Origin of the sequence: Draconibacterium sp. (genome assembly GCF_041583095.1) — a bacterium.
Classification (GTDB): Bacteria; Bacteroidota; Bacteroidia; order Bacteroidales; family Prolixibacteraceae; genus Draconibacterium.
Genome location: NZ_JBFHGM010000002.1, coordinates 26,321 through 50,740, shown reverse-complemented (window position 1 = coordinate 50,740; position 24,420 = coordinate 26,321). Strand labels below are relative to the sequence as shown.

The following is a 24,420-nucleotide window of genomic DNA, read 5'->3' as shown; positions in this document are numbered from 1 at the left end:
TGATGTTTCGAATGGTGCCTGGCCTGCCATATGGTTATTAGGAACAAAACAAGACTGGCCTTATTGTGGCGAGATAGACATTATGGAGTTCTATCGTATAAATAATGTTCCGCACCTGTTGGCAAACGCTGCATGGGGCTCTGAAATCAATTACCAGGCCAACTGGGACGATGCAAAAATTCCATTAGACCATTTTACGAAAACCGACCCCGAATGGGATGATAAATTTCATACATGGTCGTTGCATTGGGATAAAAATCAGATCAGCATTTACCTCGATAATGAGTTAATGAACCAAATCGATCTGCAACAAACCATCAATCCTGACGGAGGCAATCCTTTTACTTCCGATCAAAGATTCTACTTATTACTCAACCTGGCTATTGGTGGCCATGGAGGCGACCCGTCTCTAACCGATTTTCCAATCAGGTTTGAAGTTGATTATGTAAGAGTATACAGAGCAACCAACTAAATAAAAAATTATAACTATTTCAATTTTAATAATTTAATCTTAAATCTTTATGAAAAAGAAGAGTAAATTGAATCAATGTTATTTCAGCAATGGGATATTAAAAACCATGGCTTTGGCATTGATGTTAATCATTGTTCACGGAACAGCAGCATTTGCCGGTTCCGGAACTGCATTACAGGAAAAATCAGTTACTGGTAAAGTGTTTAGCACTAGCGGCGAGTCATTACCCGGTGTTTCGATTTTAGTAAAAGGAACTACTCGCGGAACTATTTCCGATGTTGACGGAAACTTTTCGCTTAAAGATGTTCGCTCTGAAGACATCCTTGTTTTCTCTTTTATTGGTATGAAAGAGGTTGAGGTAACTGTTGGTGATCAAACCAGCTTTGAGGTTACCATGGAAGATGCCGTAATTGGTGTTGACGAGGTTGTGGTAGTAGGTTATGGTACGCAAAAGAAATCGGATGTTACCGGATCAGTAAGTTCCGTATCGGAAGAACGACTGGCAAAAATTCCTGTTTCAAACGTTATGCAGGCCGTTCAGGGAGCGGTTTCCGGCGTTAATATTAGCCAGGCCTCTTCTATCCCGGGAGAATCTCCTTCAATTCTTGTTCGCGGTGGTGGTTCACTTACTGCTTCTACAAGTCCGTATGTTGTAGTTGACGGTATTCCTATTTCAAAAATGGACGGATCGATCAACGATATCAACCCTAACGACATCAAATCAATCGAGATTTTGAAAGATGCGTCGGCTACCGCAATTTATGGTATGAACGGAGCAAACGGTGTAATTTTAATAACTACAAAACGTGGTAAATCATCAGCACCAAAAATCCGTTATTCAGGTTATTACGGAGTAGAGGAGTTTGCTCATATTCCGGAAATGGTTTCTCCTGAAGAATTGCTAAACCGCTATGCTGAAGGAAACAGAATTAATGGTTCGCCTCTGTATGATGCGCCCGTTAAGTATGAATATGAGGTGGAAAACTATGCAAACGGACACATAATCGACTGGATTGATGCGGTTTCGCAAACCGGAATTCAGCAAAATCATAATGTTAGCATTTCCGGTGGAACCGAAAACCTGAACTATTACATTTCCGGAGACATATTAGATCAGAAAGGCGTAGTTAAAGGATACAACTACAAACGTTATTCACTTCGCACCAATATCGACGCTCAGGTTACAAATTACCTAAAAATCGGAACAAATTCATCTATCGTTCACCACAACAGAGACGGTGGCCGTGCCAACCTGTTAAATGCAGAGGCCATGAGTCCGTACGGAAGAATGTATGAAGAAGACGGATCGTACACCATTTACCCGATGTATGGCGAAACGCTGTGGGCCAACCCATTGCTGCCAACAACAACCAATCCTGAAAGACGCCAGTATAACATGAATCTGAACGGATATGCTTTTGTAACTTTTGGCGACATTTGGAAACCATTAACCGGATTAACTTATCGTTTAAATGCAGGTTTCTCGTATATTCCACGCCGAACCAGTAGCTATAACGGAAAGTCGGTAAACGACCAGCTTGGAACCGCAGAAATTTATCATGCAGAAACTCAAGCCTATACTATTGAAAACATTTTACGTTACGACCGTGATATTGACAAACACCATTTCGATATAACTGCTGTATACGGTGCGCAGGAAAGAAACTACAACAATAACTGGGCACAGGCTCGTGATTTTGTTAACGATGAACTGTATTGGAACAGAATGCAGGCAGGTGCAAGCTCAAATGTTAGTTCGTATGCCGACAGGTACGCTTCCGTGTCGCAAATGGGACGTTTAAATTACGTTTACGACAGTCGTTACCTATTCACATTTACCGTTCGTCGCGATGGTTCGTCAGTATTCTCCGATGGTGTAAAATACGGAACTTTCCCTTCAGTTGCATTGGGATGGAATATACGTCAGGAAAACTTTATGGCGAATGCCGAAAATATTACCAACCTGAAATTGAGATTATCGTATGGTAAATCAGGAAACGAAGCTGTTGGCGTTTACAATACATTTACAACAATGACTGACCGCCAGATTGCATTAGGCGGAATAACCAATATTGCCATGGTTACCGACCGTTTAGGTAACAGCGATTTAAGTTGGGAAACAAAAGAAAGTTTAAATGCCGGTTTGGATTTCGGATTCTTTAATAACCGGATTAATGGTTCGCTGGATGTATATACAGCGAAAAACACTGATTTATTGTTGGCACGAAAACTGCCAATTGCATCCGGCTTCTCTCAAGTAACATCAAATATTGGAGAAACCTCGTCAAAAGGTATCGAACTTACATTGAATACTGTTAACGTTAATTCCGGCGATTTCAAATGGAACAGTGCTGTTGTATTTTCTACTAACAAAACCGAGATTGTTGCACTGTATGGCGACGGACAGGACGACCTGGGAAGTGGCTGGTTTATTGGCGAGCCTATCGGAGTAATTCGCGATTATACCAAAGTGGGAATTTGGCAGGAAGATGAAATTGCCAATGGCGATCATTTAGATTGGGATCCGGTAGCCAAACCAGGTGATGTAAAATTAGCCGACATAAGTGGTCCTGACGGTGTGCCTGACGGTGTGATTAATGACGATGACCGTTCGATTCTGGGACAGAGAGCACCTAAATGGACCGGTGGTTTAACCAATACATTTAGCTATAAAAACTTCACTTTTAATGTATTTATTCAAACCACTCAAGGTGCAATGCGCGGAAATGCGCACCTAAGTATGGCTTCCGACGAAATTGAACGTCGTAACAGTTTTGCCGAAATTGGATACTGGACTCCTGAAAACCAAAGCAACGAATGGCGTTCACTTAATAAAAATTCAAATCCTCACGGATATGGATTCCCGGTTAAAAATAACTTTACAAGAATTAAAGACATTACACTCAATTACGACTTCCCATCGCAGCTAACCAACAAAATTGGTGTTGATGCATTGAGCATGTATTTGAGTGGTCGTAACCTTTACACCTTCACCGACTGGATTGGCTGGGACCCTGAAGAAAGAAGTATTGGCCGAGGTTCGAACAACTGGGATATCAACTACCCCAGTGTGAGGACAATCGTATTTGGTATTAATCTTACATTATAATAGCGTATAACAATTATGAAAACGAATAGAATATATTTAATATTACTGATAGCTATTACAATGATAGCTGTCTCATGTAGCGAAGACTTTTTGGATGAAAAACCAATGTCGTCGTATGCTCCTGAAACTTTAACTGACGAAGCCGGTGTTGAAGCAGCTTTGAAAGGATTACACTACAACTTTGGAACAATATGGACCTGGGCAGGCCGACAAGGCTGGAACTGCGTGTGGCAGGTAGGAACCGATGTTTGTTCTCCCGGTGGTATTGAGGGTGTTGAAATTCCATTCTTTAAATACGAAGATTTAAACTCGGAAAATGGTGCCGTTTATTACATGTGGGAAAGATGTTACCTTGTAATTAACAATGCCAATACAGCTCTTGCAGCAATTGGAGAAGATGGAGATCCTGAAAAGATTGCAGAAGCCCGTTTTTTCCGTGGTTATTGCTATAATATCCTTGCCACACTTTATGGCGATGTTCCTTTACTTGTTGAAGCAACATCATCAGCACGCACCGACCTCGAGCGTACTCCGGTGGCACAGGTAAACACTCAAATCATTGAAGATTTAAAATATGCCGCTGATAACTTACCAGATATTACCGGTACAATAACCGAAAGCCGCGCTAATAAACATATGGCTATGCAGTGTTTAGGAGAAGTATACTTACGTGTTGACCAACCAGACCTTGCAGAAACTGTTTTAACAAAAATTATCAACAGTGGTTTATTTAGCTTGGTTGAAGAACGCTATGGTATTGCTTTAGATGTGGATGGCGACTATTTCAGCGATATGTTTAAATTCGGAAACCAGCGTCGTTCGCAGGGAAATTCAGAAGCGATCTGGACATTCGAACTGGAATATACAAAAAATGTGGCCGGTGGTTTTACCGGAGCTCCTCAGCAGCGTCGTAACTGGGTTCCTGCATACCACAATGTACCCGGAATGACACCGTATTATGATGATGTTGATGACAGTTTTGTACATCCTTACGGAGGACGTGGTAATGGCCGTATGCGCCCAAGTAACTGGGTGAAGTACGAGTTATACGATGATGGCGACATCCGTAATTCTGAAAACAACATTACCCGAACCTTCTATTACAATTCAGTTGGCTATAATGCTACCTGGGGTGTAGATGCCAACGGGTACAGAGTTGACAAAAATTCACCCAATGCGGTTAAGGTAGTAGAAGTTCATGAAGGCGATACTGCATTAATTGCAGCCAGCGACACCATCGAAGTAGCATATCCATACACCCGCAAATGGGACTCATTCGATCCGGATGATCAGTGGGGTTGGACAAATATCAAAGATTTCCCGATGATGCGTTTTGGTGAAACGTACCTGCTTCGTGCTGAAGCTCGTTTTAAACAAAACAACACAAGCGGAGCAGCTGAAGACATTAATGTTTTACGCGATCGTGCTTTTAAAGCTGCACGTGAAGAAAGCGGCAACAGCGAATTAGGAAAAGTATCATCAGCCGATATCGATCTTGATTTTATTCTGGACGAACGTGCCCGCGAATTGTTTGCTGAGGAAAACCGCCGCATGACATTGATGAGAACCGGAACCTTAGTGGAACGGACAGCACTGAATACAGAAAGTACCATTAAAGGTACCATTAGTGGAGTAAGTAGCAACAACCTGTTGTTCCCTATTCCATTAAGCGAAATTCAACGTAACAAAGATGTTCAGTGGGATCAAAACCCGGGATATAATTAGGATATATTCATGAGAAACCACGGTTTAATAGTTGATGGTTCTCAAGTTTAGTTAGATTAGTTAGTATGAATAGAAATGCCCTACGGGGCATTTCTTATTTTTATATTTGTCAATGTTATTTGTCCAAAACAATTCATCATGTTAAAAGCCACTTTCTTCTTCGTCATTATAATCCTGTTTTTCAGCTGCAAAACACCCGAAAGTGACACTCAGTCATTGAATTCCGTAATCGACCAATCTCTCGAAACAGCCACAAAACAAAGCCTAAAAATGGCCGAATCTCTAAAAGATCAGCCCAACAAGTTGCCAAAAACCATAAACAGAGATGGAGAACTTGAAACTTGTAACTCTGACTGGTGGGTAAGCGGATTTTTTCCGGGCGTATTGTGGTATTTGTATGAAAACGATCCGGAAGACAGTTTAAAAATGTGGGCTGAAAACTTTACAATGCGCGTTGAAGACCAACAATACACCACCGATAATCACGATGTTGGTTTTATGATCTTCTGTAGCTTTGGGAACGGTTACCGCATCACCGGGAACCCGGAATACAAAGAAGTGATTCACAATGCATCAGAATCGTTGATCACACGTTTTAATCCTACGGTTGGCTGCATACGCTCGTGGGATTATGCACCGTGGAGCGCCAAATGGAAATACCCGGTTATTATCGATAATATGATGAACCTGGAATTGCTGGAATGGAGCGCCAAAATATTTAACACCACCACCTATAGTCATGTTGCCCGAACGCATGCCAATACCACTCTCGAGAACCATTTCCGCGACGATTACAGCAGCTACCATGTGATATCTTACGACACCATTACCGGAGCGGTGGAAAAGAAAAATACGTCGCAGGGGTATTCTGATGATTCGGCATGGGCACGCGGACAAGCCTGGGCCCTTTACGGTTACACCATGATGTACCGCGAAACAGGAACCAAAACATATCTGGAACAAGCAAAACATATTGCCGACTTTATTATCAATCACCCGAATCTTCCTGAGGACAAAATTCCTTACTGGGATTTTAATGCTCCTGATATTCCGAATGCCATGCGCGATGCATCGGCCGGTGCAATTATATGTTCTGCATTACTTGAATTAAGCGGTTATGTTGCAGATGAAAAAGGAGAATCATACCTTGATATTGCAGAAACTCAGCTTCGAAGTTTAAGTTCCGATAAGTATCTGGCAAAAGCCGGTGAAAATGCCAATTTCATTTTGAAACACAGCGTTGGACACATGCCCAATGGAAGTGAAGTTGATGTTCCGCTTACCTATGCCGATTATTATTTTGTTGAAGCTTTAATGCGTGCTAAGCAGCTGATAAAAGAAGGTAAACTGAAATAAAAACAAACAGCAGTAAGGTTCTCTTACTGCTGTTGTTTACGTTTATTTTCAAGTTTATATCTAACACCCGATTGATGTCAACACACCAATCAGCAATTAAACTTTATAATTTATCGCCATTTTCCAATAAATAGGCTTCGGCTTCCACGTTCCACAATCCCATGTACTTTTTGCAAAGCTTATCCAGCTCAGCATATACAGGATTTTCTTTTCCTTTCTCTTCGAATTCAGCAATTGCTGTCAACGGGAAATCAAAATGTGTATAAATCAACTTTTTACCTCCCGGAATATTTGGCAGATTCAAAGTAGCTTCAGGTACTGCATTTAAACCGCCAATGTGGGTTACCAATCCTGCCGGATCCAGTCCTGCGGTCATAATTTCCAGCGCTTCTTTCATATCGTCGGTATTACCGCCTGAAGTTCCAACAATATGCGTATAAGCGTAATGTACGTTATAGAAATTCATTTTTGCCGTGAATTCGGTATTTGATGGCCCTGCAAAAAAGTTCAGGCAACCGTCAAATCCAAGAATCGCGTCGCCCTGCTCAACTACCGGAGCAACAGGCGCAAAAACAAATACATCGTCGTAACCGCTACCGCCGGTTAATTCTTTTAAACCAGCCACAGGATCTGCCATTTCTGCTGTATTGATGTATTTCAACTCAATGCCACGCTCTTTCGCGAACTCAACGGTGTAGAGCTCAGCAGCCCGGTCCAGTCTTGTCTGGTCGATATCGGTAACCACCATCAACGATGGTTTTCTGTCCTCTCGGCGCAAAACGTAATTGATAGCTGCCAGGCCCATCGGGCCAACACCGGCAAGAATGGCCATTTTACCACCGTCAACAATTTCCATTTTATGCACGTAGCTTCCGGCAGTGGTGTGGTAATTGGCATGCATTGCACCAATCACACAACTTAATGGCTCGGCCAGCGACGCAGGGTAATAACCCGGTCCTTCATAGGCCAGCAAACAGTCCTGAACCAACACATCTTTTGGAATAATCACGTAAGTGGAATCACCGCCAATGTATTTGTACGAATAACCCGGAGCACTCAAAACACCCACCGGACCATCTTCGTAATAAATTGCCGGTTGAATAGAGAATTTTTGTCCGGCCGTAAATTTATCCTGCCAGTTGGCTCCAACTTCAACAATCTCTCCGGCAAACTCGTGACCGATCATAATCGGATTCCCGGCAATATCATCCGGAATACGTTTGTGGTCGCTCGCTTGATTGGCTGCTTTGTAACTCGACATACACAAACTGTCGGTTACCACTTTTGCCAAAATCTCATCTTCACTTATTTCAGGTAATTCAAACTCCTCCACACGAAGGTCTTTTTTACCGTATAATCGAACTGCTTTTGTCTTCATTTTCTTTTATATTTTCAGATTGAAAAGATTGAATTAGATTGATGCAGATTGAAGCTCCTATCTCGAAACTCGTAGCTCGCGGCTCGAAGCTTTTTCATCACTTATCAATAATCCTTTCCAATTTTTGTTCCTCTGCTTTTTTACTACTTTGCTTTATTAACGATTATTTTTACCGGCTTGCCGGAAATCCTTATGTTTTCCATGCGTTCCTTAACGTTTCCCGTTCGTTCCTTGTCGTTCCTCATGGGTTCCTTAACGTTCCTCATGGGTTCCTTAACGTTCCCCATGCGTTCCTTAACGTTTCCCGTTCATTCCTTGTCGTTCCTCATGAGCTCCTTAACGTTTCCCTTTCGTTCCTTGTCGTTCCTCATGAGTTCCTTAACGTTCCTCATGGGTTCCTTAACGTTCCCCATGCGTTCCTTAACGTTTCCCGTTCGTTCCTTGCCGTTCCTCATGCGTTTTTAACGGCTCCCCATGCATTCCTTAAGGTTTCCCGGACAATTTCACACGGGTCACTCCTTCTACTTTTGCCTTCAATTCCTAGTGTAACATCGACTGTCCACCCGAAATTGGCAGCGCCTGTCCGGTTTCATTTTCCTGGTCGATCAGGTATAAAATTCCTTTCACCACGTCTTTTGGCGAACATCCTTTTCCAAGTGGCACCTGGTCTAAATAAAACTGCTTCACATCGTCGATTGTTTTTGCCCCCGGCACTTTCCCTGCATTCAGGTACTGAATAAACAATCCGTTTTCAGGATCGCTCCACAGCGGACCTTCGTAAAAGTTACCCGGACAAACCGAATTCACCTTAATTTTTTCGGGTGCCAGTTCCAGTGCAAACGACTGAGTAAGTCCGATTCCACCAAATTTACCACCGGCATAGGCGAAATTCTTCTTACTTCCTTTTAAGCCCGATTTTGAGTTGATCTGAATAATATCTGAGTAATAATCCGGTTTAAAAGCATTTTGAAGTTTCAATATTTTAGAGGCTACTTTTGTGCAATAGAAATAAGCATTGTAGTTGATTTTGGTAACAAACTCAAAGTTCTCCGGTGTCATTTCATCCAAACCACCGGCACGCAACACGCCCGCATTGCTTACAAACACATCCAAACCACCAAAAGTAGCAACGGTTTCTTTCATCAAATTGGCCAGGCTATCCATATCGGCCACATTGGTTTTAACGAAAATCGCACGATTATTGCCTTTCATGGCAGCCAGTTCGGCAGCCGTTTTATTACCAACTTCTTCGTTAATATCGGCCACAACAATATTGGCACCTTCTTCGGTTAAATGGCGGGCAATACCTTCGCCAAATCCCATGGCTGCTCCTGTTACAATTATGGTTTTATTCTGAACGCGGCCAACAGATGTTCCGGCAGCAATTTTACGGCGGTAATTCTCCACCTCCCAGGTATCGATAAATGCAATTTGTTCAGGCGTCATAAAATGCTGACCGCCGAACGACTCCGAATAAGCGCTGATTTTCATCGCATCTTCAAACACATCCAAAATAGTGTCGCACTGCGCAGCATGATCGCCAACAGCCACCAAACCAATTCCTTTCAGCAAAATTACTTTTGGTGCAAAGCCGTTTGCTGAAATAAAAGCCGCGATCTTTTCTTTGGCCTCTTTCAACAGGTCTTCAACGTTTTCGGTATTTTCAATAAATACGTATTTCGATTTGCAGTAAACGATCAGGTCAGGTGTAAATGGCCTGGCCACTTTTTCAAAGGCCTGCGCGTCTTTTGCGAATTGTGCGATTACTGCATTGTTCCGAAGTTTCAGCGTTTTAATCTCCTCTTCAGAAACCATCATGCGGATGGCAGGAACAAATTCAGCAATATCATCGCGAATTGGCAGTACTTCTTCCTGCAATTCCTGTTTCAACGAATCGTTTAGTTTTGCAAATACATCGTTGTATATCGTTTCAATTTCTTCGATTGAATCGGCAGCCACAAAAATTCCGTGATTTTGCAAAAAGATGATCTGAGCTGCTTTACCTTTTTCCGCTTTGAATTTGGCCAATTGCTTTTCAACCTCTTTAAACAACACATAACCCGGATCGATATAAGGAATATAAACCACCTGGTTGCCAAACAGCTCATTGAGGTATTTTTCCACCTCATTGCCACACATCAGTCCATTTACTTTTGTTGGATGCAGGTGCACCACGTAAGCATATTCGATGGCATCGTGCATGGATGTTTCTACCGACGGACGGCGGTCTTTTGTGATGGTTGCTTCCATCAGATCGTCTTTAATCTGGCGTTCGCGCTCAAACGGATCAGCGCTGTATGTTTTTTCTGAGATCAACCCCAGCTTTTTGCGATCAAGCTTTGCAAAACCATCTTCGGTAATTGTAGCCAATGCATGACCACTGGCTTTTACCCAAATATTTTCGTAGTTTTTGTACGAGGTGTTTCCACCTCCGGCAATCACCATCTCCGGATTTTTGCCATAGAATTGCGATATCTTAATAAGATTTTCTAATCCTTCCATTTTTTCTTTTTCGCTTTGAATTTTGCTCGCAGATATCGCAGATTTGCACAGATTTTTTTTCATTTCTCTCTGCACATTACTGCATTGTCTACGTAAAATTTCTTCAGTAACTTTTGCTCGTGAACTCCCCTTTTACGTCGATTTCACGAATAATCGCTGATTTTTTTTCTCTGCGATTTCTGCGTAATCTGCGTGAAACTTCTTTTTATGCGATCATTTCTTTTATAACCGCGTTACCCAGGGTGATAAGATCGGTAACGGAACGCTCAGTACGATCGCCGTTTGCCAAAACAAATCCTTCTTCGCCATGGGTTTTTAAGTATTGATGGGCTGCGATAACACAAGCTCCGTTGTACGATACTTTTTTCAAATCTTCGGGCAGCGTATCTTCTCCGTCAACTTTCACTTCGAGAGGAAAAACTCCCGGTGTATTGTGCTCCGATCCCAGGGAAATTACATATCCTTTTTTGCTGAAATATTTAATGAATTCACGCAATTTCTGCACTGAATTCCGCGACGGAATCAGTTCGATCATGTGTACGTTCATAGCTTTTAGTTGCTCGTCCATAAATTCCCAGTCTCTTTCGAAAACAGTGATCAGATTACCTTTTCTGTCATCAAGCAAAACAGGATAACAGGGAATACCACCGGCATCCAAAATATACTCGCTTATGCGCTCCACCGGCGGGAATGATGCAGGTGATTCAGGAACAAATGCCGTACCCCCTGCTTTCAGCAATTTCCCGCGGATTTCGTTTTCAATTGCAGGAATATCGTCAGGATTCGATTTGGGCTCCACATCAAAAAGTTCGGTATAGAACATTTTTTTGCCCGACTTTTTCGGATAGTTCTCTTCCACCAAAATACGAACAGCTTTGGCAATGTGCCTTTCTCGCACCAATTCTTTGGCGTATTTTGATTTTATGTTATCGTAAGTCAGGCTCATTTCCGGGTAGATCGATTGCAAAAGATAGTTCACCTTTTCAATCATCTTCGCCACTTGTTTCTGGCTTTCAGCAATCAAATCATCCAAAAACTTTTTGCTTTCTTCCGAAACGCGGTAAGGATAATTCAGCCCTTTACCGCTGAAATAAATGCGCCCCGGATTATTTGGATCATTGATGGTAACATTGCGGCGTTGAAGTTCCGGAATCAGCCCGATAAACTCAACATTAAACAGCGGAAATACGCCATATTTTACCGCGTAATTATAAAATTCGTTATAACCGTCGGAAACAAAAAAGTCGTTAATCCCCAACACCTCAACCTCTTCGTCTTTTGCCAGATCAAATATCTGCGCAATATTATCGAAAGAGCTGAATGAGTAAGGTGTATGGATGTGACCATTAACATGAGGAATGCTAACATCGCCTCCAATTCGCATTAATGTTTCAATATCCGGGTATTCTTTTAGAAAATTCATATCAGTTATCAGTTATTGGTTAAAAAGCAGGTGTGAATATAAAAAATCCTTTCCTACCAAAAATGTATTCACACTATGCTTTTCAACTAACAAAGATTATATACCTAACTTATTTCTGCGGATTTGCTCGGCGTTTGTATAGTTGTTTTTCACAACATGACCTTTCAGCGGAACGATTTTTTCGTGAATTGCATCCAGGAACCAGTCAACCTGCGGGAAGAAATACTCTTCCAGTTCGTACGCAGGAGTAATCCAGTTACGCGAACCAACAACTACAGGAGGTGCATCCAGATCGTCGAAAGCCAGTTCTGTAATATTTCTTGCCAAATCATTCAGGAATGAACCACGAGAGTTGGCATCTCCAGAAATGATAATTCTTCCGGTCTTTTTAACCGACTCCAACACTTTTTCGTAGTTGAAAGGAACAAGCGAACGGGAATCGATAACTTCTGCTTCCATTCCATATTCTTCTTTCAGTTTATCAGCGGCTTCAAGCGCACGGTACAATGTTGCACCAATGGTAAGAATTGTAATGTCTTTTCCTTCGCGTTTTACATCCGGCTCGCCAAACGGGATTTCGTAATATCCTTCCGGCACACCGCCTTCATGGAATTGCTCGCCAATGTCGTAAATACGCTGGCTTTCGAAGAAAATCACAGGATCAGTTCCCTGCAGTGCAGTGTTCATTAAACCTTTGGCATCGTATGGCGTTACCGGGAATACCACTTTTAATCCCGGAATATGCGCTACCAGCGAAGTCCAGTCTTGCGAGTGTTGAGCTCCGTATTTCGAACCAACAGAAACACGAACTACCACCGGCATTTTAATTACGTTACCCGACATCGCCTGCCACTTCGGCATCTGGTTGAAAACCTCATCGCCACAACGTCCAAGGAAATCGCAGTACATAATTTCAGGAATTACACGTCCGCCACACATGGCATAACCAATGGCAGTACCAATAATCGATGCCTCGGAAATTGGCGAGTTAAACAAACGATTGTATGGCAACGCTTCTGTTAATCCACGGTAAACAGCAAAAGCACCACCCCAGTCGCGGTTTTCTTCACCGTAAGCGACCAATGTTGGATCTTTATAGAAACGATCAACAACAGCTTCGAAAATACCGTCGCGTAACTGGTATTGTTTAATTTTTGAGAATGGTTTTCCGTTGGCATCAAAAGCAAAACGCTCTTTTTTAGCCAGCTGCTGTACACGTGGATTTTCTTCCATCGGGTGGTTCACCTCCACTTCACGGTCTTCCATTTTATCCAGGCTCTCGTTCGAAAACATCATGTCGCCGATCAGCTCAGGATATTTCTCCATATCCATGTGAGGAGAAACTTTATCATCTATAGCCAGTTTCATCGCATATTTCATCAACTCAACGATGTCGGCTTTAATGTCTTCAAGCTCTGCTTCTTTTGCAACACCGGCTCCAACCAGATCGTTTGCATACGAAGCGATACAATCCTGTTTTTCCCATGCTTCCACTTCCTCTTTGCTTCGGTACGACGAAGCATCAGATGGCGAATGACCACTGTAACGGTAGGTTAAAACGTCGAGCAGAACCGGACCTTTTTTGTCTTTCAGCAGTTCCATTTTGCGTTTGTAGGCATCAATAACCGCCAGCGGATTGTAACCGTCAACACGCTCGGCGTGCATGCTGTCGCGGTTTACACCGGCACCAATACGAGCGGCAATATCGTAACCCATGGTTTCGCCACAGGTTTGTCCACCCATTCCGTACTGGTTATTCATGATATTGAAGATGATTGGCAGACCACCTTTGTAGGCACCTTCCCACAGCTGCTCAAACTGGTCCATCGATGCAAAAGCCAAACCTTCCCAAACAGGACCGCAAGCCATTGAAGCATCACCGATGTTGGCCACTACGATACCATCTTTTTTATTTACTTTTTTGAATAATGCAGCACCCACAGCAATATCGCCCGAACCACCAACAATAGCGTTGTTCGGATAAACACCAAACGGCGTAAAGAAAGCGTGCATCGATCCACCTAAACCTTTATTAAATCCTGTTTCGCGGGCAAAAATTTCGGCCAGTGTTCCGTAAATCAGGAAACGGCGTGCCAACGATTTTATGTTGCCCTCGTGACCTTCTTTTACGATGTTCAGAATTGTACCATCGAAGAAGTTGGTCATCACATCCATCAATTCGTCCTCGCTCATTTTATGAATAGCCGACATACCTTTGGCCAAAATCTCGCCGTGAGAACGGTGCGAACCAAAAATAAAATCCTCAACTCCCAGGTGATAAGCCATACCAACTGCTGCCGATTCCTGTCCGATCGACAAGTGAGCAGGTCCCGGGTGGTTATATTCAATCCCCTCGTATTCTCCCTTTATTTTAATGAGATTCAACATGGTTTCAAACTCACGAATCAGCGACATATCATGGAAGATATTGATGAATTCTTCGTTCGAAAAGTTAGCTTTTTCCTCTTCAATACTTTTGTTGTATTGATTTACAGGTATTTCTTTGAATTGAATTGAACCTGGCTTTCTTACTTCAACCGGATCAATAAATTGCGACTTAGGCATAATATTTTGTTTTAATTTGTTTACTTATTATTGGTTAGATTCGTGCTACTTTAACGTGGTCTCATCTATTTTATATTTTTCCCTTCGGACTGAAGACCGAAGACGGAAGAGCGAAGTTCTGTTTTTCTTCCGGCTTCGAGCTTCCTAATGCCCAAAACTGAACACGGTTTCTTTAAATATCTCCGAAACGGTTGGATGCGGAAAAACCACTTCTTCCATTTCTTTCAGTGTCATTTCGGCTTCAATGGCCATGCAGGCTCCGTAGATCATTTCACTCGATGGATTTCCGATCATGTGAACACCCAGCACTTCGCCATATTTTGCACCAACCAATACTTTGCACGATCCGCTGCCACCTTCATTCTCGGCAACAAACCTTCCGGCGTAAGCCATTGGCAGTTCGGCAATTTTATAGTCGATTCCTTTTGCTTTTGCTGTTTCTTCAGTAAGTCCAACACCCGATATTTCAGGATTGGTATAAACCACTCCCGGAATAGCATTATAACGCATTTTATCCGGGCGGCCAGTGAGGTTATTAACCACCACTTCGCCTTCGCGACTGGCAGTATGGGCCAATAATGAGAAACCTGTTACATCGCCGGCTGCATAAACGTTCGGAATGTTGGTACGCATTTTTTCGTCCACCTTAATACCACCTTTGAATAATTCAACACCCAGATTCTCCAGGCCAAAACCTGTGGTTACCGGCTTGCGGCCAACACTCATTAATATTTTATCACCTTCAATCTCGGTTACTTTTCCGTCTTTTTCGTAGGTAACTTTAGTTCCGTCAACCTTGGTAACTTTTGACGACAGATTGAACTCTATGCCTTTTTTGGCGTATAGCTGGCGCAACATAGCACTTTGTCCTTTGTCCATTCCGGTCAGAATCTCATCCAGCATTTCAATGATGGTAACTTTAGTACCAAGGCTGTTAAAAATACTGGCGAACTCCATTCCAATAACACCTCCGCCAATGATCATCAAGGATTTTGGCTGCTCTTTCAGTTGCAAAATTTCGCGATTGGTCAGTACATCATCGTTATCCTGTACTCCGGGAATTGGAGGCACAAAAGCTTCAGATCCGGTACAGATCATCACATTGGCAGCACTATACGTTTTACCTCCTGCTTCAATTTCAATACCATCGGCACTTCTCTTTTGTAACATTGCAGCGTCGTTGACAACATCAACTTTAAACTGCTTCATTTTCATGCCAACGCCGCCAACCAGTTTTTTCACCACTTTATTTTTGCGAGCCATCATTTTTTTGAAGCTAAACGACAGATCGTTTGCTTCAACACCGTATTTACTTCCGCTTTTTGCGCTATCGTAAATCTTTGCACCGTAAAGCAATGTTTTTGTGGGAATACAACCTTCGTTCAAACAAACACCGCCCAGTTCTTTCTTTTCAAAAAGAACCACTTTCAGTCCCTTTGCTCCGGCTCTTTCGGCGGCAACATATCCGCCCGGTCCGGCACCTATTATTGCTAAATCGTACTTCATTTCGGTATTATAAGTCAAAGGTCAAATTTTCAATTTCAATAGCTACCTGCTTCACAAAACGTGTTGCCATTCCGCCATCCAGTGCCTGGTGATCGTATGTCAAACTCAAGCCCATGTATGGCACAAATCCGTAAACGCCATCACCAAGATCTTTTGGTCGCGGTACAATTGTATTTACACCCAGAATAGCTACCTGTGGAAGATTGATAACCGGTGTAAACATTTCAACGCCATAATTTCCAAGGTTTGAAACCGTAAACGATGCAGCCTCGGAAGAAAGCAGCTCAGGATCGATACTTCCGGTACGGCAGGCATCGGCAACTTCTTTAAACTGATTGGACAGTCCTGTAATCGACAGGTCATCTGCATTTTTAATTACAGGCACCATCAAACCGCGGTCGGTATCAACGGCCAAACCTAGATGTACTTTATTGAAATATTTCACACTATCTCCAAGGAAATGTGCATTTACATCAGGGAATTGTTTCAGCGCTTTGATAACGGCGAAACAAACCATATCGTTTAATGTAATATTCGGAGCACCTTCATTGGCTTTAATTTCTTTACGTAAGGCCAATAATCTTCTTGCATCGGCACCCAAATGGTGAGTTAACTGCGCCGAGTTCTGCAACGATTGGTGCATTGCTTTGGCAATCAGCTTGCGGATATGCGGCATTTTTTTGATTTCGAAATCACCGGCATAAACAGGATTTGTTCCAAGGTCTGACGCCTTAACCGTTCCTGCCAACCCACTTCCGGCACCAACGGCTTCCAAACCTTCGGCTTTGGCAACTTCTTTAGCCAGTGGCGAAAGTTTTGGCTGCGATGCTGCAAACGCTTTCACATCGCGCTCAATTACACGTCCACCAGGCCCCGATCCTTCAATCGATTCGTAAGGAACTGCGTCTTTCTCAGCCAGATTTTTGGCGCGTGGAGAAATTTTTACTTTTTCACCTTCAGCTTTTTCTTTCAGAACAACCTTTAGCTCTTCTTTCTCCTCAGCAGGTTTTTCTTCCACTTCTTCTTCTACTTCAGCAGCGGCAGCAGGTGCAGTTCCGGCAGAAAACTCATCTATGTTTTCGCCAGGCTGGCCAATAACGCCAATGGTTTGCAAAACAGGAACCTCATCTCCTTCTTCGCAAAACACAGCCAATAAAACACCATCTTCCTCAGCTTCCTGCTCGAATGATGCCTTATCAGTTTCATAAGCAAAGAGCGCCTCGCCCTTTTTCACTTCCTCTCCCACTTCTTTCGTCCATTCGGTAAAGATGCAGGACTCAACAGACTGCCCCTGGCGGGGCATTATTATTGGTGTAGCCATAACTTTATTAATTTTCGACAAACTTAAACGACCCAACTTGTATTTACAAGTTAATTCATAGTTTTTACTTAAACATCTAATTTACAACCTTTTTAACATATTTACAAGTAACTTGTAAATACATTTATTTAATTTTGTGTTTACATATAAAGATAAAATCGTTTATATTTGTCACTCCTGAAAAAGAAATCATTATGCGTCTGAGCAAAAATTTACCGCAATACAAAGTTGTTTACGAAATTATTCGCAAACACATATCAGATGGGGTGTACCAAAAAGGAGACATCCTCCCATCAGAAAACGAACTTTGTGCGGTGCATCAGACCACCCGCCCCACCATACGCAAGGCACTCGACCGCCTTGTTCACGAAGGCTACATCAAAAAGAAACAAGGCAAAGGGAGTATTGTGATGGGCGTTCCTCAAGGGGTTGGAATTTTGTCGTTATCGGGCACTACCAGCGCTGTAGGACAGGAAAACCTTATTACGGAGATAATTGTAAAACCGGAGATTAGACAGTGGGACACCACAAACCTGGCATACCCGCTGTTAAACGACGAGGAAGAGTTTGGCTGTATTTATTTCGAGCGACTGCGCATTATGAACAAGCAGCCGGTTTTCTACGATATTACCATGATGCCCAACATTAACCTGCGTCGTTTTATCAGCCGAAACCTGGAGAACAAATCACTGTTCAACATTTTGCGCACTATGTACGACATTGAAGTCACCGGTGGCGAACAACGCCTGATGGCCATTTTGGCCGACGATAAAATTCAGGAATACCTAAATGTAAAAGAAGGCCACCCTATTCTTCACATCAACCGAAAAATGGAAACCAGCCGCGAGGGCTTTTTTATCTACAGCCAGGTTTATTGCAACAGCGAGAAATACGCTATTTTTGGCACGTTTTAATTCTACACTTAAATAAAATCCGCTACAGTACTATAGCACAATCCATGTTTACCGGCGAATTAGTCCTTGATTCCCAACTCCAGCTTAGCAACACCGGCATTCGATAACGTATCGGCAATAACTATTGCAGCACCCAATGCACTTGAATTATCAATTTCTGATATCAGAACTTTTTTAGCCGGAAAGCTCTTTTTCAGTAACTCAATAAAGATTGGGTTTCGGGCAAAACCTCCTGAAACGTACAAAATTTCAGTTTTATCATTTTCAGGAACAACCAGCCTGATGCTTGTTACACAAAGTGCTGTCAGATCAATCATCAACTTAGTGTATGCTTGCTCATAATTTACAAAAACACGTAAATCAACTGCCTTCAATCCTTCCTCAAAACTTCCCTTGCCGTTGGGAAAATATACGGAAGTGTCTTCATATTTATTTGAAAGCTCGCGTACTAATTGCTGATTATTTTTAACAGTTTTAAATGAATCTCCGGGAACATCAAAATGTTTGGCCAGTTTTTCAACCCAAACCTCGTGGAAATGCCCCATAAATAAACGAGACGATTTCACCTGCTCTTTGTTGGGCGTCAGGAAACACAAACAATCCTGCTCCAACTCACCGGCCGTTAAAGGCTCCTCGTTGTATGGGTTCATGTTGATGCACCAGGTTCCGGTTGAAACCAAAATAAATTTTGTAGGACTGGCTTTTAAGTAGGGAACCAGCGAAGCCGAACTATCGTGAATACCGGCTCCAATTTTCACCTCTTTTCCAGCCACATCGGCCGTAAAAACCACATTATTGTTGACAGGTTCCGGTAAAACAACTTCGTTATCCGATATCCACTGATGATATTTCATTTGATCGAAATCCCACATAAAGGTATGGCACCCGATCGAGGTCGGCTCCGAAACAATTTTGTTTGATAAAGTGTATGATAAGTATTGCGGAAAATGCAACACAGATTTTACCTTCTCAAACAGTTCTGGCTTTTCTTGTTCTAACCACAGTATTTGAATTCCCGAATTCAGCAACAATCCCAACGCCGGGCTGGCCGTTTTTCGGCAAAACTCATTTTTCCCACCGTACTGCTCGAAAAGACCCGCTGCAATCGTTTCAGGAACCTCCTTTAAATAGTTGTAAACCGGTGTCAGCCGTTGCCCCTTCTCATCGAGAAACATTAACGATGCACCGTAAGTTGAAAAGTTTACTCCTTTCAAATCATATTCATTACCGGCTATAATTTCTTCAAGACTTTTGCTTATCCACGAAGCGATCAGACCGATGTCGTCGCACTCAAATCCGTCATCGTCGCTTATAACCGGAAACTTTTCTTCGTGCTGTTTTACAACCTTAAAATTGCTATCGAACAACAATATTTTTTTATTGGTTTTTCCTATATCGAAAACAGCGATTACTTCAGTCATTTTTTGAAGATAAAAATCCTCCCCTGCCTTATAAATAAGAAACAGAAAAGGATTGAAATTTGAAACTTAACTTATCTTTTTAAGAGCACGTCTTTCTCGTACTGCTGAATTTCACCAATATAATCCATACCTGTTGGAACACCCTCCTGCAAACAGTAATAATCCCAAACTGCGCTGAACGGCATTGTTTTCAATTCTTCCAACATAGCCAATCGTTCGAAGTTTTTACCGGCTTCTTCAATGGCTACCAAAGATTTTGTAGGCTCAAGAGCAGCAATAAGAAAAGCCTTTTGAGCAGCGCGCGTACCGGTTACATAGGCTCCGATACGGTTAATCGATGCATCGAAGAAATCCAAACCAATATTTACGCGGTCGAGAAAATCATTGCGCATAATTTCTGACGCAATCAGCTGAACATCTTCGTTTAATGTAACAACATGGTCAGAGTCCCAACGTACCGGACGAGTTACATGTAACAGCACCTCATCAACAAACTGAAGCACAGACGAAATTTTATCGCCTACTTGCTCGGTCGGATGGAAGTGGCCGTTATCCAAACAAATTAATTTATTGTTTTTAATGGCATAACCCAGGTAAAAATCGTGTGACCCAACTGTCATAGACTCCACACCTATACCAAACAATTTACTTTCCACAGCATCTTTCATCTGCTCTTTCGGATATTCGGTTTCCATAGCTTCGTCGAGCGATTTTTTCAGTAAAGTACGGTACCCGTTTCTGTCAACCGGAACATCTTTCGAACCATCCGGAATCCAGGTATTGTGTACACAAGGCGTACCCAATTGTTTTCCAATTTCAGCTGAAATAGCACGACAACGTTTTACGTGCTCTACCCAGAATTTACGGTTCTCTTCGTTTTTGCTCGACAAGGTAAACCCATCGGCAGCACGTTCGTGCGAAAAACAAGTGGCGTTAAAATCCATACCAATATCCTGTGCTTTGCACCAGTCTATCCAGCTTTGAAAGTGTTTTACCTCAATTTCGTCGCGGTCAACTTTCTCTCCCTGAAAATCACCATAAATGGCATGCAAATTCAGGCGCTGTTTCCCGGGAAGCAACGCCAGTACTTTTTCGAGGTCGGCGCGCATTTGCTCAATGGTTGTTGCCTTACCCGGATAATTACCGGTTGCCTGAATTCCACCTGAAAGTTCACCGTCGGCAGTTTCAAAACCACCAACATCATCGGTTTGCCAGCAATGCAACGAAATATTTACATCTTTCATTTTTGCAATGGCAGCATCGGTGTCAACCCCAATTGCTGCATATTGCTTTTTGGCTATTTCGTAAGCCTGTTTTATCAATTCACTCATGGTTATTTTTTATTTATTTCTGATTATTCCATGTAAAACACCTCTTCAAGTGGTATTGAAACCGGCGAATTGTCGGGGTTCGACTTCATAATATCTTTCATGTAAGCCCACCATTTCTGCACAATTTCGGTTTGCCCAAGCTCCTGCGAACCACCTTCGCCGCTTACTTTCTGAAAAGCAAATAAGGTATTGGTTTCTTCATCGAGAAAAATAGAATACTCGCAAACACCGGCCTCCTTTAGCAGCTGTTTCAATTCCGGCCAAATTGCATTGTGTCGTTTTTTATATTCTTCTTTTTGCCCCTCGTTGAGGTACATTTTAAAAGCCAGTCGTTTCATCTGTTAAAGTTTTTTGATTATTATCCCAGGGCATTTAATTCAGGATATAACCACTTGGCTATTCCTATTACGATAACCGATAAAAGAATGGTTCCGATTCCGATAAGAATCATATTGAAAGCCTTCCGGGAAACACTTCGCCACTCTTTCCGGTAAAATCCCCACAGGTTGGCAGTAAGAATGATAGTTGCCATGTGGAGCGTCCAGGAACTGGCGCCGTTGCCGATTTTGGTTTCCCCCATTCCGTAAAAAAAGAACTGAAGAAACCAGGTGGTTCCTGCAAGTGCACAGAAAAGATAGTTACGCAATAATGGCGTTTTTTTGTTGACAAAATCGCTGCCGGTTTTATTTTTTAAGATCAGCGCAAGCGACCACAAAAAGTTGGTTGTTAACCCTCCCCACAAAATCACAAAAAATATGATGTTGTTTTCGAAGAGGTATTTAAATCCGCTGCCATTTTCTGTTACAAAAGAATAGCTCTGTTCCACCGCCATCGTCCGGGCCACTTCAGCCATTTCTTTTCCGGTATCGATACCGAAACTAAAAAACGCACTTAAAACACCCGAAATAACGGCTATTATAAGTCCTTTTGTAAGTTTGAATTCTTCGTTAACACCTTCCTTATTACCCGCCAGATCGCGGTCTTTGATAATTCCGGCACGTCCACTCAAAATAATCCCAACTACCAGAATAACAATACCCAGTAACACTATTCGGCCACCTGTTGAGCCAAAAAGATCAGAAAAAGAAAGTCCATCGGGAAGTAAATCGGCAACACCCGGAATATTACGTAAAATCGGTAATCCGAGCGATCCTACCACTGAAGTGATACCTAACAAAACCGAATTACCCAGCGACATGCCCAGGTAACGAATTGCCAAACCATATGTTAGTCCGCCAATTCCCCATAGTAAACCCATTATGTAGGTATTGCGGATAACACTTCCTTCGGCTGATTGCAATATTCCCTGCCAATCGGGGATCGTTAAAACAACAGCCAGGTAAGGCATAATTAGCCATGAGAATATTCCTCCTGTTATCCAGTAGATTTCCCAACGCCATTTATTCACCCAGTTATAAGGCATGTACCAACTTCCGGATGCCATACCTCCAAGCGAATGAAAAATAATTCCAAGTAAAGCCTGCATTTTGATTAATTTTTAATTGGTTTGAAAAAAGTTCTAAGTTCTAAGCTTTTAAGACAAGTCAAAAATATTATGCTTTTTTTAGCTCATCAATACAGAAACTGGCAAATAATTTATATTTTTTGGCACAATTTCAATGAACGAGTATTTTAAATATCTAACAACAAGTGAAGAAGATATAGACTGGGGTTTATATTTAAAAGTGGCCGGATATGCACGTATAAAACCTAACACTTTATACCCTCCACAAGAACATCCTTCTGAATACTTCTTTGAATGGAAAAACGGAAGGAGCCTGCACGAATTTCAGTTAAACTACATTACTGAAGGTAGTGGTATATTTGAAAACTCCTATGGTAAATACCAGGTAAAACCGGGCAGTTTGCTTGTTATCTTCCCCAATGAATGGCACCGCTACCGCCCCATAAAAAAAACGGGGTGGGTGGAAAACTATGTAGGTTTTAACGGAAGTGTTGCCAACCATCTTTTAAAACACCCTACATTCTCGGTACGGCAACCTGTTATACAATGTGGCATTCGCGAAGATATTATCGATTCGTATTTGAAAATATTTGACCTGGTTGAAAAAGAGCAACCCGGGTACCAGCAAATTGCTTCAGGAATGGTTGTAAAACTGCTGGGGTACATTATTTCATTCGAAAAACGAAAAGGATTCTCCGGAAAACAAATCTCCAAAGTAATTGAAGAGGTGCGTTTTTTAATGCGGCAAAATGCGGCTCAGGAATTCGATTTGGAAGAGCTCGCACGTCGGCACAATGTTGGCTATTCGTATTTTCGGAAAATGTTCAAAAAATACACTGGTGTTTCGCCCGGCCAGTATCATTTACAATTGCGTATAATTCGTGCCAAAGAACTGCTGATTTCTACCGATAAAAGCATTAAAGAGATCAGCCTTGAGCTTGGCTTTCAAACCATTCATTATTTCAGTTTAATCTTTAAAAAGAAAGTTGGCATGAACCCTTCGGAATTCCGAAAACGCCTGAATTAATGATTAAAAAAACGTTTCAAAGTTTAATGTTGGTATTTCTTCAAAAACCCGTAAATATCATTGCTCATCCTTGTAAACAGAACTAAGTTGGCGCAGAAAATTGAGTTTCAAAAAAAATCGGTTATTTTGTGGTTTTTAAAATATTCAGACATTGGCAAATCTTCATCTTAACGTTTCAGAGGTACTCGACCATATTTCTTTAGATTGTGTAATATTTGGTTTTCACGACAATGAATTAAAAGTTTTAATGCTTCGGCTAAAGCACACAAAAGCTTATGCTTTGCCCGGTGGTTTTTTAAAACACGAAGAAACGCTGGAACAAGCCGCCGAACGAACCCTGAAAGAACGAACCGGATTGGACAATATATTCCTGAATCAGTTTAAGGTTTTTAGCGATCCACTTAGGGATAAACCGAAAAAAGACGATCCTGAGTTTTTAAGAAACGAACCGCCCGAAGTGGTTGAGTTTTTCAAAAAGCGTTTTATCTCGGTTGGATTTTATGCGCTGGTTGAGTTCTCGAAAGTAGATCCCCAACCCGACGCACTTTCGGAAGCCTGCGAATGGATAAGCCCGTTTGCCAATGTTGAAATGTTTATCGACCACAAAGATATTATTGATAAAGCACTGACAACTTTGCGTATTCAACTGAATCAGCAACCTATTGGGCTAAAATTGCTCCCCCGAAAATTTACCATGCCGCAATTACAAAAACTGTACGAAACGATTTTGGGCCGCGAACTCGACCGCAGAAATTTTCAGCGAAAAATTTTATCGTATAAAATCCTGAATAAACTTAATGAACGGAAAACCGGCGGAGCCCATAAAGCACCGTTTCTGTACGAATTCAACCGCGAGAGCTACAAACAAGCGCTGGAGGATGGTTTGAGTGGAATTTGGTAGCACT

The 24,420-nt window shown here is 42.1% G+C and carries 18 protein-coding genes; 7 read left to right on the top strand and 11 right to left on the bottom strand.

Annotated features, from left to right (window positions below):
- The 4 genes from ABZB17_RS00355 to ABZB17_RS00340 all read left to right on the top strand — a co-directional run.
- A partial coding sequence (locus ABZB17_RS00355; protein WP_372647316.1) for a glycoside hydrolase family 16 protein occupies positions 1–472 on the top strand: 472 nt, incomplete at its 5' end.
- Positions 473–521: 49 nt separating this feature from the next.
- Positions 522–3,581, top strand: a complete 3,060-nt coding sequence (locus tag ABZB17_RS00350; RefSeq protein WP_372647315.1) for a SusC/RagA family TonB-linked outer membrane protein — start codon at positions 522–524, stop codon at positions 3,579–3,581.
- A 15-nt stretch (positions 3,582–3,596) separates the two neighbouring features.
- The gene (locus ABZB17_RS00345; protein ID WP_372647314.1) at positions 3,597–5,306 is read left to right on the top strand and encodes a RagB/SusD family nutrient uptake outer membrane protein; all 1,710 of its coding nucleotides are present in this window, start codon (positions 3,597–3,599) and stop codon (positions 5,304–5,306) included.
- Positions 5,307–5,576: 270 nt separating this feature from the next.
- Positions 5,577–6,662, top strand: coding sequence for a glycoside hydrolase family 88 protein (locus ABZB17_RS00340; protein WP_372647313.1), 1,086 nt, complete (start codon positions 5,577–5,579; stop codon positions 6,660–6,662).
- A gap of 103 nt (positions 6,663–6,765) precedes the next feature.
- On the opposite strand, the gene ABZB17_RS00335 is transcribed toward ABZB17_RS00340, so the two are convergent.
- The 7 genes from ABZB17_RS00335 to ABZB17_RS00305 form a co-directional block, all read right to left on the bottom strand.
- Entirely contained in the window at positions 6,766–8,040 is a 1,275-nt protein-coding gene (locus ABZB17_RS00335; protein WP_372647312.1) for a zinc-binding dehydrogenase, read from the bottom strand.
- 308 nt (positions 8,041–8,348) lie between these two features.
- Entirely contained in the window at positions 8,349–8,495 is a 147-nt protein-coding gene (locus tag ABZB17_RS00330) for a hypothetical protein (RefSeq protein WP_372647311.1), read from the bottom strand.
- A gap of 85 nt (positions 8,496–8,580) precedes the next feature.
- Positions 8,581–10,542 (bottom strand): SDR family NAD(P)-dependent oxidoreductase, encoded by a 1,962-nt coding sequence (locus tag ABZB17_RS00325; RefSeq protein ID WP_372647310.1) that lies wholly within the window; start codon positions 10,540–10,542, stop codon positions 8,581–8,583.
- A 205-nt stretch (positions 10,543–10,747) separates the two neighbouring features.
- On the bottom strand, positions 10,748–11,965 hold the full coding sequence (locus ABZB17_RS00320; protein ID WP_372647309.1) for a PHP domain-containing protein: 1,218 nt from the start codon (positions 11,963–11,965) through the stop codon (positions 10,748–10,750).
- Positions 11,966–12,061: 96 nt separating this feature from the next.
- Positions 12,062–14,530 (bottom strand): thiamine pyrophosphate-dependent enzyme, encoded by a 2,469-nt coding sequence (locus tag ABZB17_RS00315; protein ID WP_372647308.1) that lies wholly within the window; start codon positions 14,528–14,530, stop codon positions 12,062–12,064.
- A gap of 144 nt (positions 14,531–14,674) precedes the next feature.
- On the bottom strand, positions 14,675–16,036 hold the full coding sequence (lpdA, locus tag ABZB17_RS00310) for a dihydrolipoyl dehydrogenase (RefSeq protein WP_372647307.1): 1,362 nt from the start codon (positions 16,034–16,036) through the stop codon (positions 14,675–14,677).
- A gap of 7 nt (positions 16,037–16,043) precedes the next feature.
- Positions 16,044–17,357, bottom strand: coding sequence for a dihydrolipoamide acetyltransferase family protein (locus tag ABZB17_RS00305; protein WP_372647306.1), 1,314 nt, complete (start codon positions 17,355–17,357; stop codon positions 16,044–16,046).
- A gap of 194 nt (positions 17,358–17,551) precedes the next feature.
- Between ABZB17_RS00305 and ABZB17_RS00300 the strand changes: the two genes are divergently transcribed.
- Positions 17,552–18,271 carry a GntR family transcriptional regulator gene (locus tag ABZB17_RS00300; protein WP_372647305.1) on the top strand — a complete coding sequence of 240 codons (720 nt, stop codon included), beginning with the start codon at positions 17,552–17,554 and terminating at the stop codon, positions 18,269–18,271.
- A 59-nt stretch (positions 18,272–18,330) separates the two neighbouring features.
- On the opposite strand, the gene ABZB17_RS00295 is transcribed toward ABZB17_RS00300, so the two are convergent.
- The 4 genes from ABZB17_RS00295 to ABZB17_RS00280 all read right to left on the bottom strand — a co-directional run bounded on the left by ABZB17_RS00295 (position 18,331) and on the right by ABZB17_RS00280 (position 22,509).
- A complete protein-coding gene (locus tag ABZB17_RS00295; RefSeq protein ID WP_372647304.1) occupies positions 18,331–19,692 on the bottom strand; it encodes an FGGY-family carbohydrate kinase in 1,362 nt (453 codons plus the stop codon).
- A 71-nt stretch (positions 19,693–19,763) separates the two neighbouring features.
- On the bottom strand, positions 19,764–21,023 hold the full coding sequence (locus ABZB17_RS00290; protein ID WP_372647303.1) for an L-rhamnose isomerase: 1,260 nt from the start codon (positions 21,021–21,023) through the stop codon (positions 19,764–19,766).
- A 23-nt stretch (positions 21,024–21,046) separates the two neighbouring features.
- Positions 21,047–21,361 carry an L-rhamnose mutarotase gene (gene rhaM, locus ABZB17_RS00285; protein WP_372647302.1) on the bottom strand — a complete coding sequence of 105 codons (315 nt, stop codon included), beginning with the start codon at positions 21,359–21,361 and terminating at the stop codon, positions 21,047–21,049.
- Positions 21,362–21,381: 20 nt separating this feature from the next.
- Positions 21,382–22,509, bottom strand: a complete 1,128-nt coding sequence (locus ABZB17_RS00280) for an L-rhamnose/proton symporter RhaT (RefSeq protein ID WP_372647301.1) — start codon at positions 22,507–22,509, stop codon at positions 21,382–21,384.
- A gap of 133 nt (positions 22,510–22,642) precedes the next feature.
- Between ABZB17_RS00280 and ABZB17_RS00275 the strand changes: the two genes are divergently transcribed.
- Both ABZB17_RS00275 and ABZB17_RS00270 read left to right on the top strand, forming a co-directional pair.
- On the top strand, positions 22,643–23,515 hold the full coding sequence (locus ABZB17_RS00275) for an AraC family transcriptional regulator (protein WP_372647300.1): 873 nt from the start codon (positions 22,643–22,645) through the stop codon (positions 23,513–23,515).
- Between the two features lie 151 nt (positions 23,516–23,666).
- Positions 23,667–24,416, top strand: a complete 750-nt coding sequence (locus tag ABZB17_RS00270) for an NUDIX domain-containing protein (RefSeq protein ID WP_372647299.1) — start codon at positions 23,667–23,669, stop codon at positions 24,414–24,416.
- Positions 24,417–24,420 lie beyond the last annotated feature (4 nt).

Excerpts from the sequence above, each read along its gene's own strand:
- ABZB17_RS00315 (WP_372647308.1), bottom strand. The coding sequence starts at position 14,530 with ATGCCTAAGTCGCAATTTATTGATCCGGTTGAAGTAAGAAAGCCAGGT.
- ABZB17_RS00345 (WP_372647314.1), top strand. The coding sequence starts at position 3,597 with ATGAAAACGAATAGAATATATTTAATATTACTGATAGCTATTACAATG.
- ABZB17_RS00305 (WP_372647306.1), bottom strand. The coding sequence starts at position 17,357 with ATGGCTACACCAATAATAATGCCCCGCCAGGGGCAGTCTGTTGAGTCC.
- ABZB17_RS00300 (WP_372647305.1), top strand. The coding sequence starts at position 17,552 with ATGCGTCTGAGCAAAAATTTACCGCAATACAAAGTTGTTTACGAAATT.
- ABZB17_RS00290 (WP_372647303.1), bottom strand. The coding sequence starts at position 21,023 with ATGAGTGAATTGATAAAACAGGCTTACGAAATAGCCAAAAAGCAATAT.
- lpdA (WP_372647307.1), bottom strand. The coding sequence starts at position 16,036 with ATGAAGTACGATTTAGCAATAATAGGTGCCGGACCGGGCGGATATGTT.
- ABZB17_RS00280 (WP_372647301.1), bottom strand. The coding sequence starts at position 22,509 with ATGCAGGCTTTACTTGGAATTATTTTTCATTCGCTTGGAGGTATGGCA.
- ABZB17_RS00320 (WP_372647309.1), bottom strand. The coding sequence starts at position 11,965 with ATGAATTTTCTAAAAGAATACCCGGATATTGAAACATTAATGCGAATT.
- ABZB17_RS00350 (WP_372647315.1), top strand. The coding sequence starts at position 522 with ATGAAAAAGAAGAGTAAATTGAATCAATGTTATTTCAGCAATGGGATA.
- ABZB17_RS00295 (WP_372647304.1), bottom strand. The coding sequence starts at position 19,692 with ATGACTGAAGTAATCGCTGTTTTCGATATAGGAAAAACCAATAAAAAA.
- ABZB17_RS00275 (WP_372647300.1), top strand. The coding sequence starts at position 22,643 with ATGAACGAGTATTTTAAATATCTAACAACAAGTGAAGAAGATATAGAC.
- ABZB17_RS00335 (WP_372647312.1), bottom strand. The coding sequence starts at position 8,040 with ATGAAGACAAAAGCAGTTCGATTATACGGTAAAAAAGACCTTCGTGTG.
- ABZB17_RS00325 (WP_372647310.1), bottom strand. The coding sequence starts at position 10,542 with ATGGAAGGATTAGAAAATCTTATTAAGATATCGCAATTCTATGGCAAA.
- rhaM (WP_372647302.1), bottom strand. The coding sequence starts at position 21,361 with ATGAAACGACTGGCTTTTAAAATGTACCTCAACGAGGGGCAAAAAGAA.
- ABZB17_RS00330 (WP_372647311.1), bottom strand. The coding sequence starts at position 8,495 with ATGAGGAACGGCAAGGAACGAACGGGAAACGTTAAGGAACGCATGGGG.
- ABZB17_RS00340 (WP_372647313.1), top strand. The coding sequence starts at position 5,577 with ATGGCCGAATCTCTAAAAGATCAGCCCAACAAGTTGCCAAAAACCATA.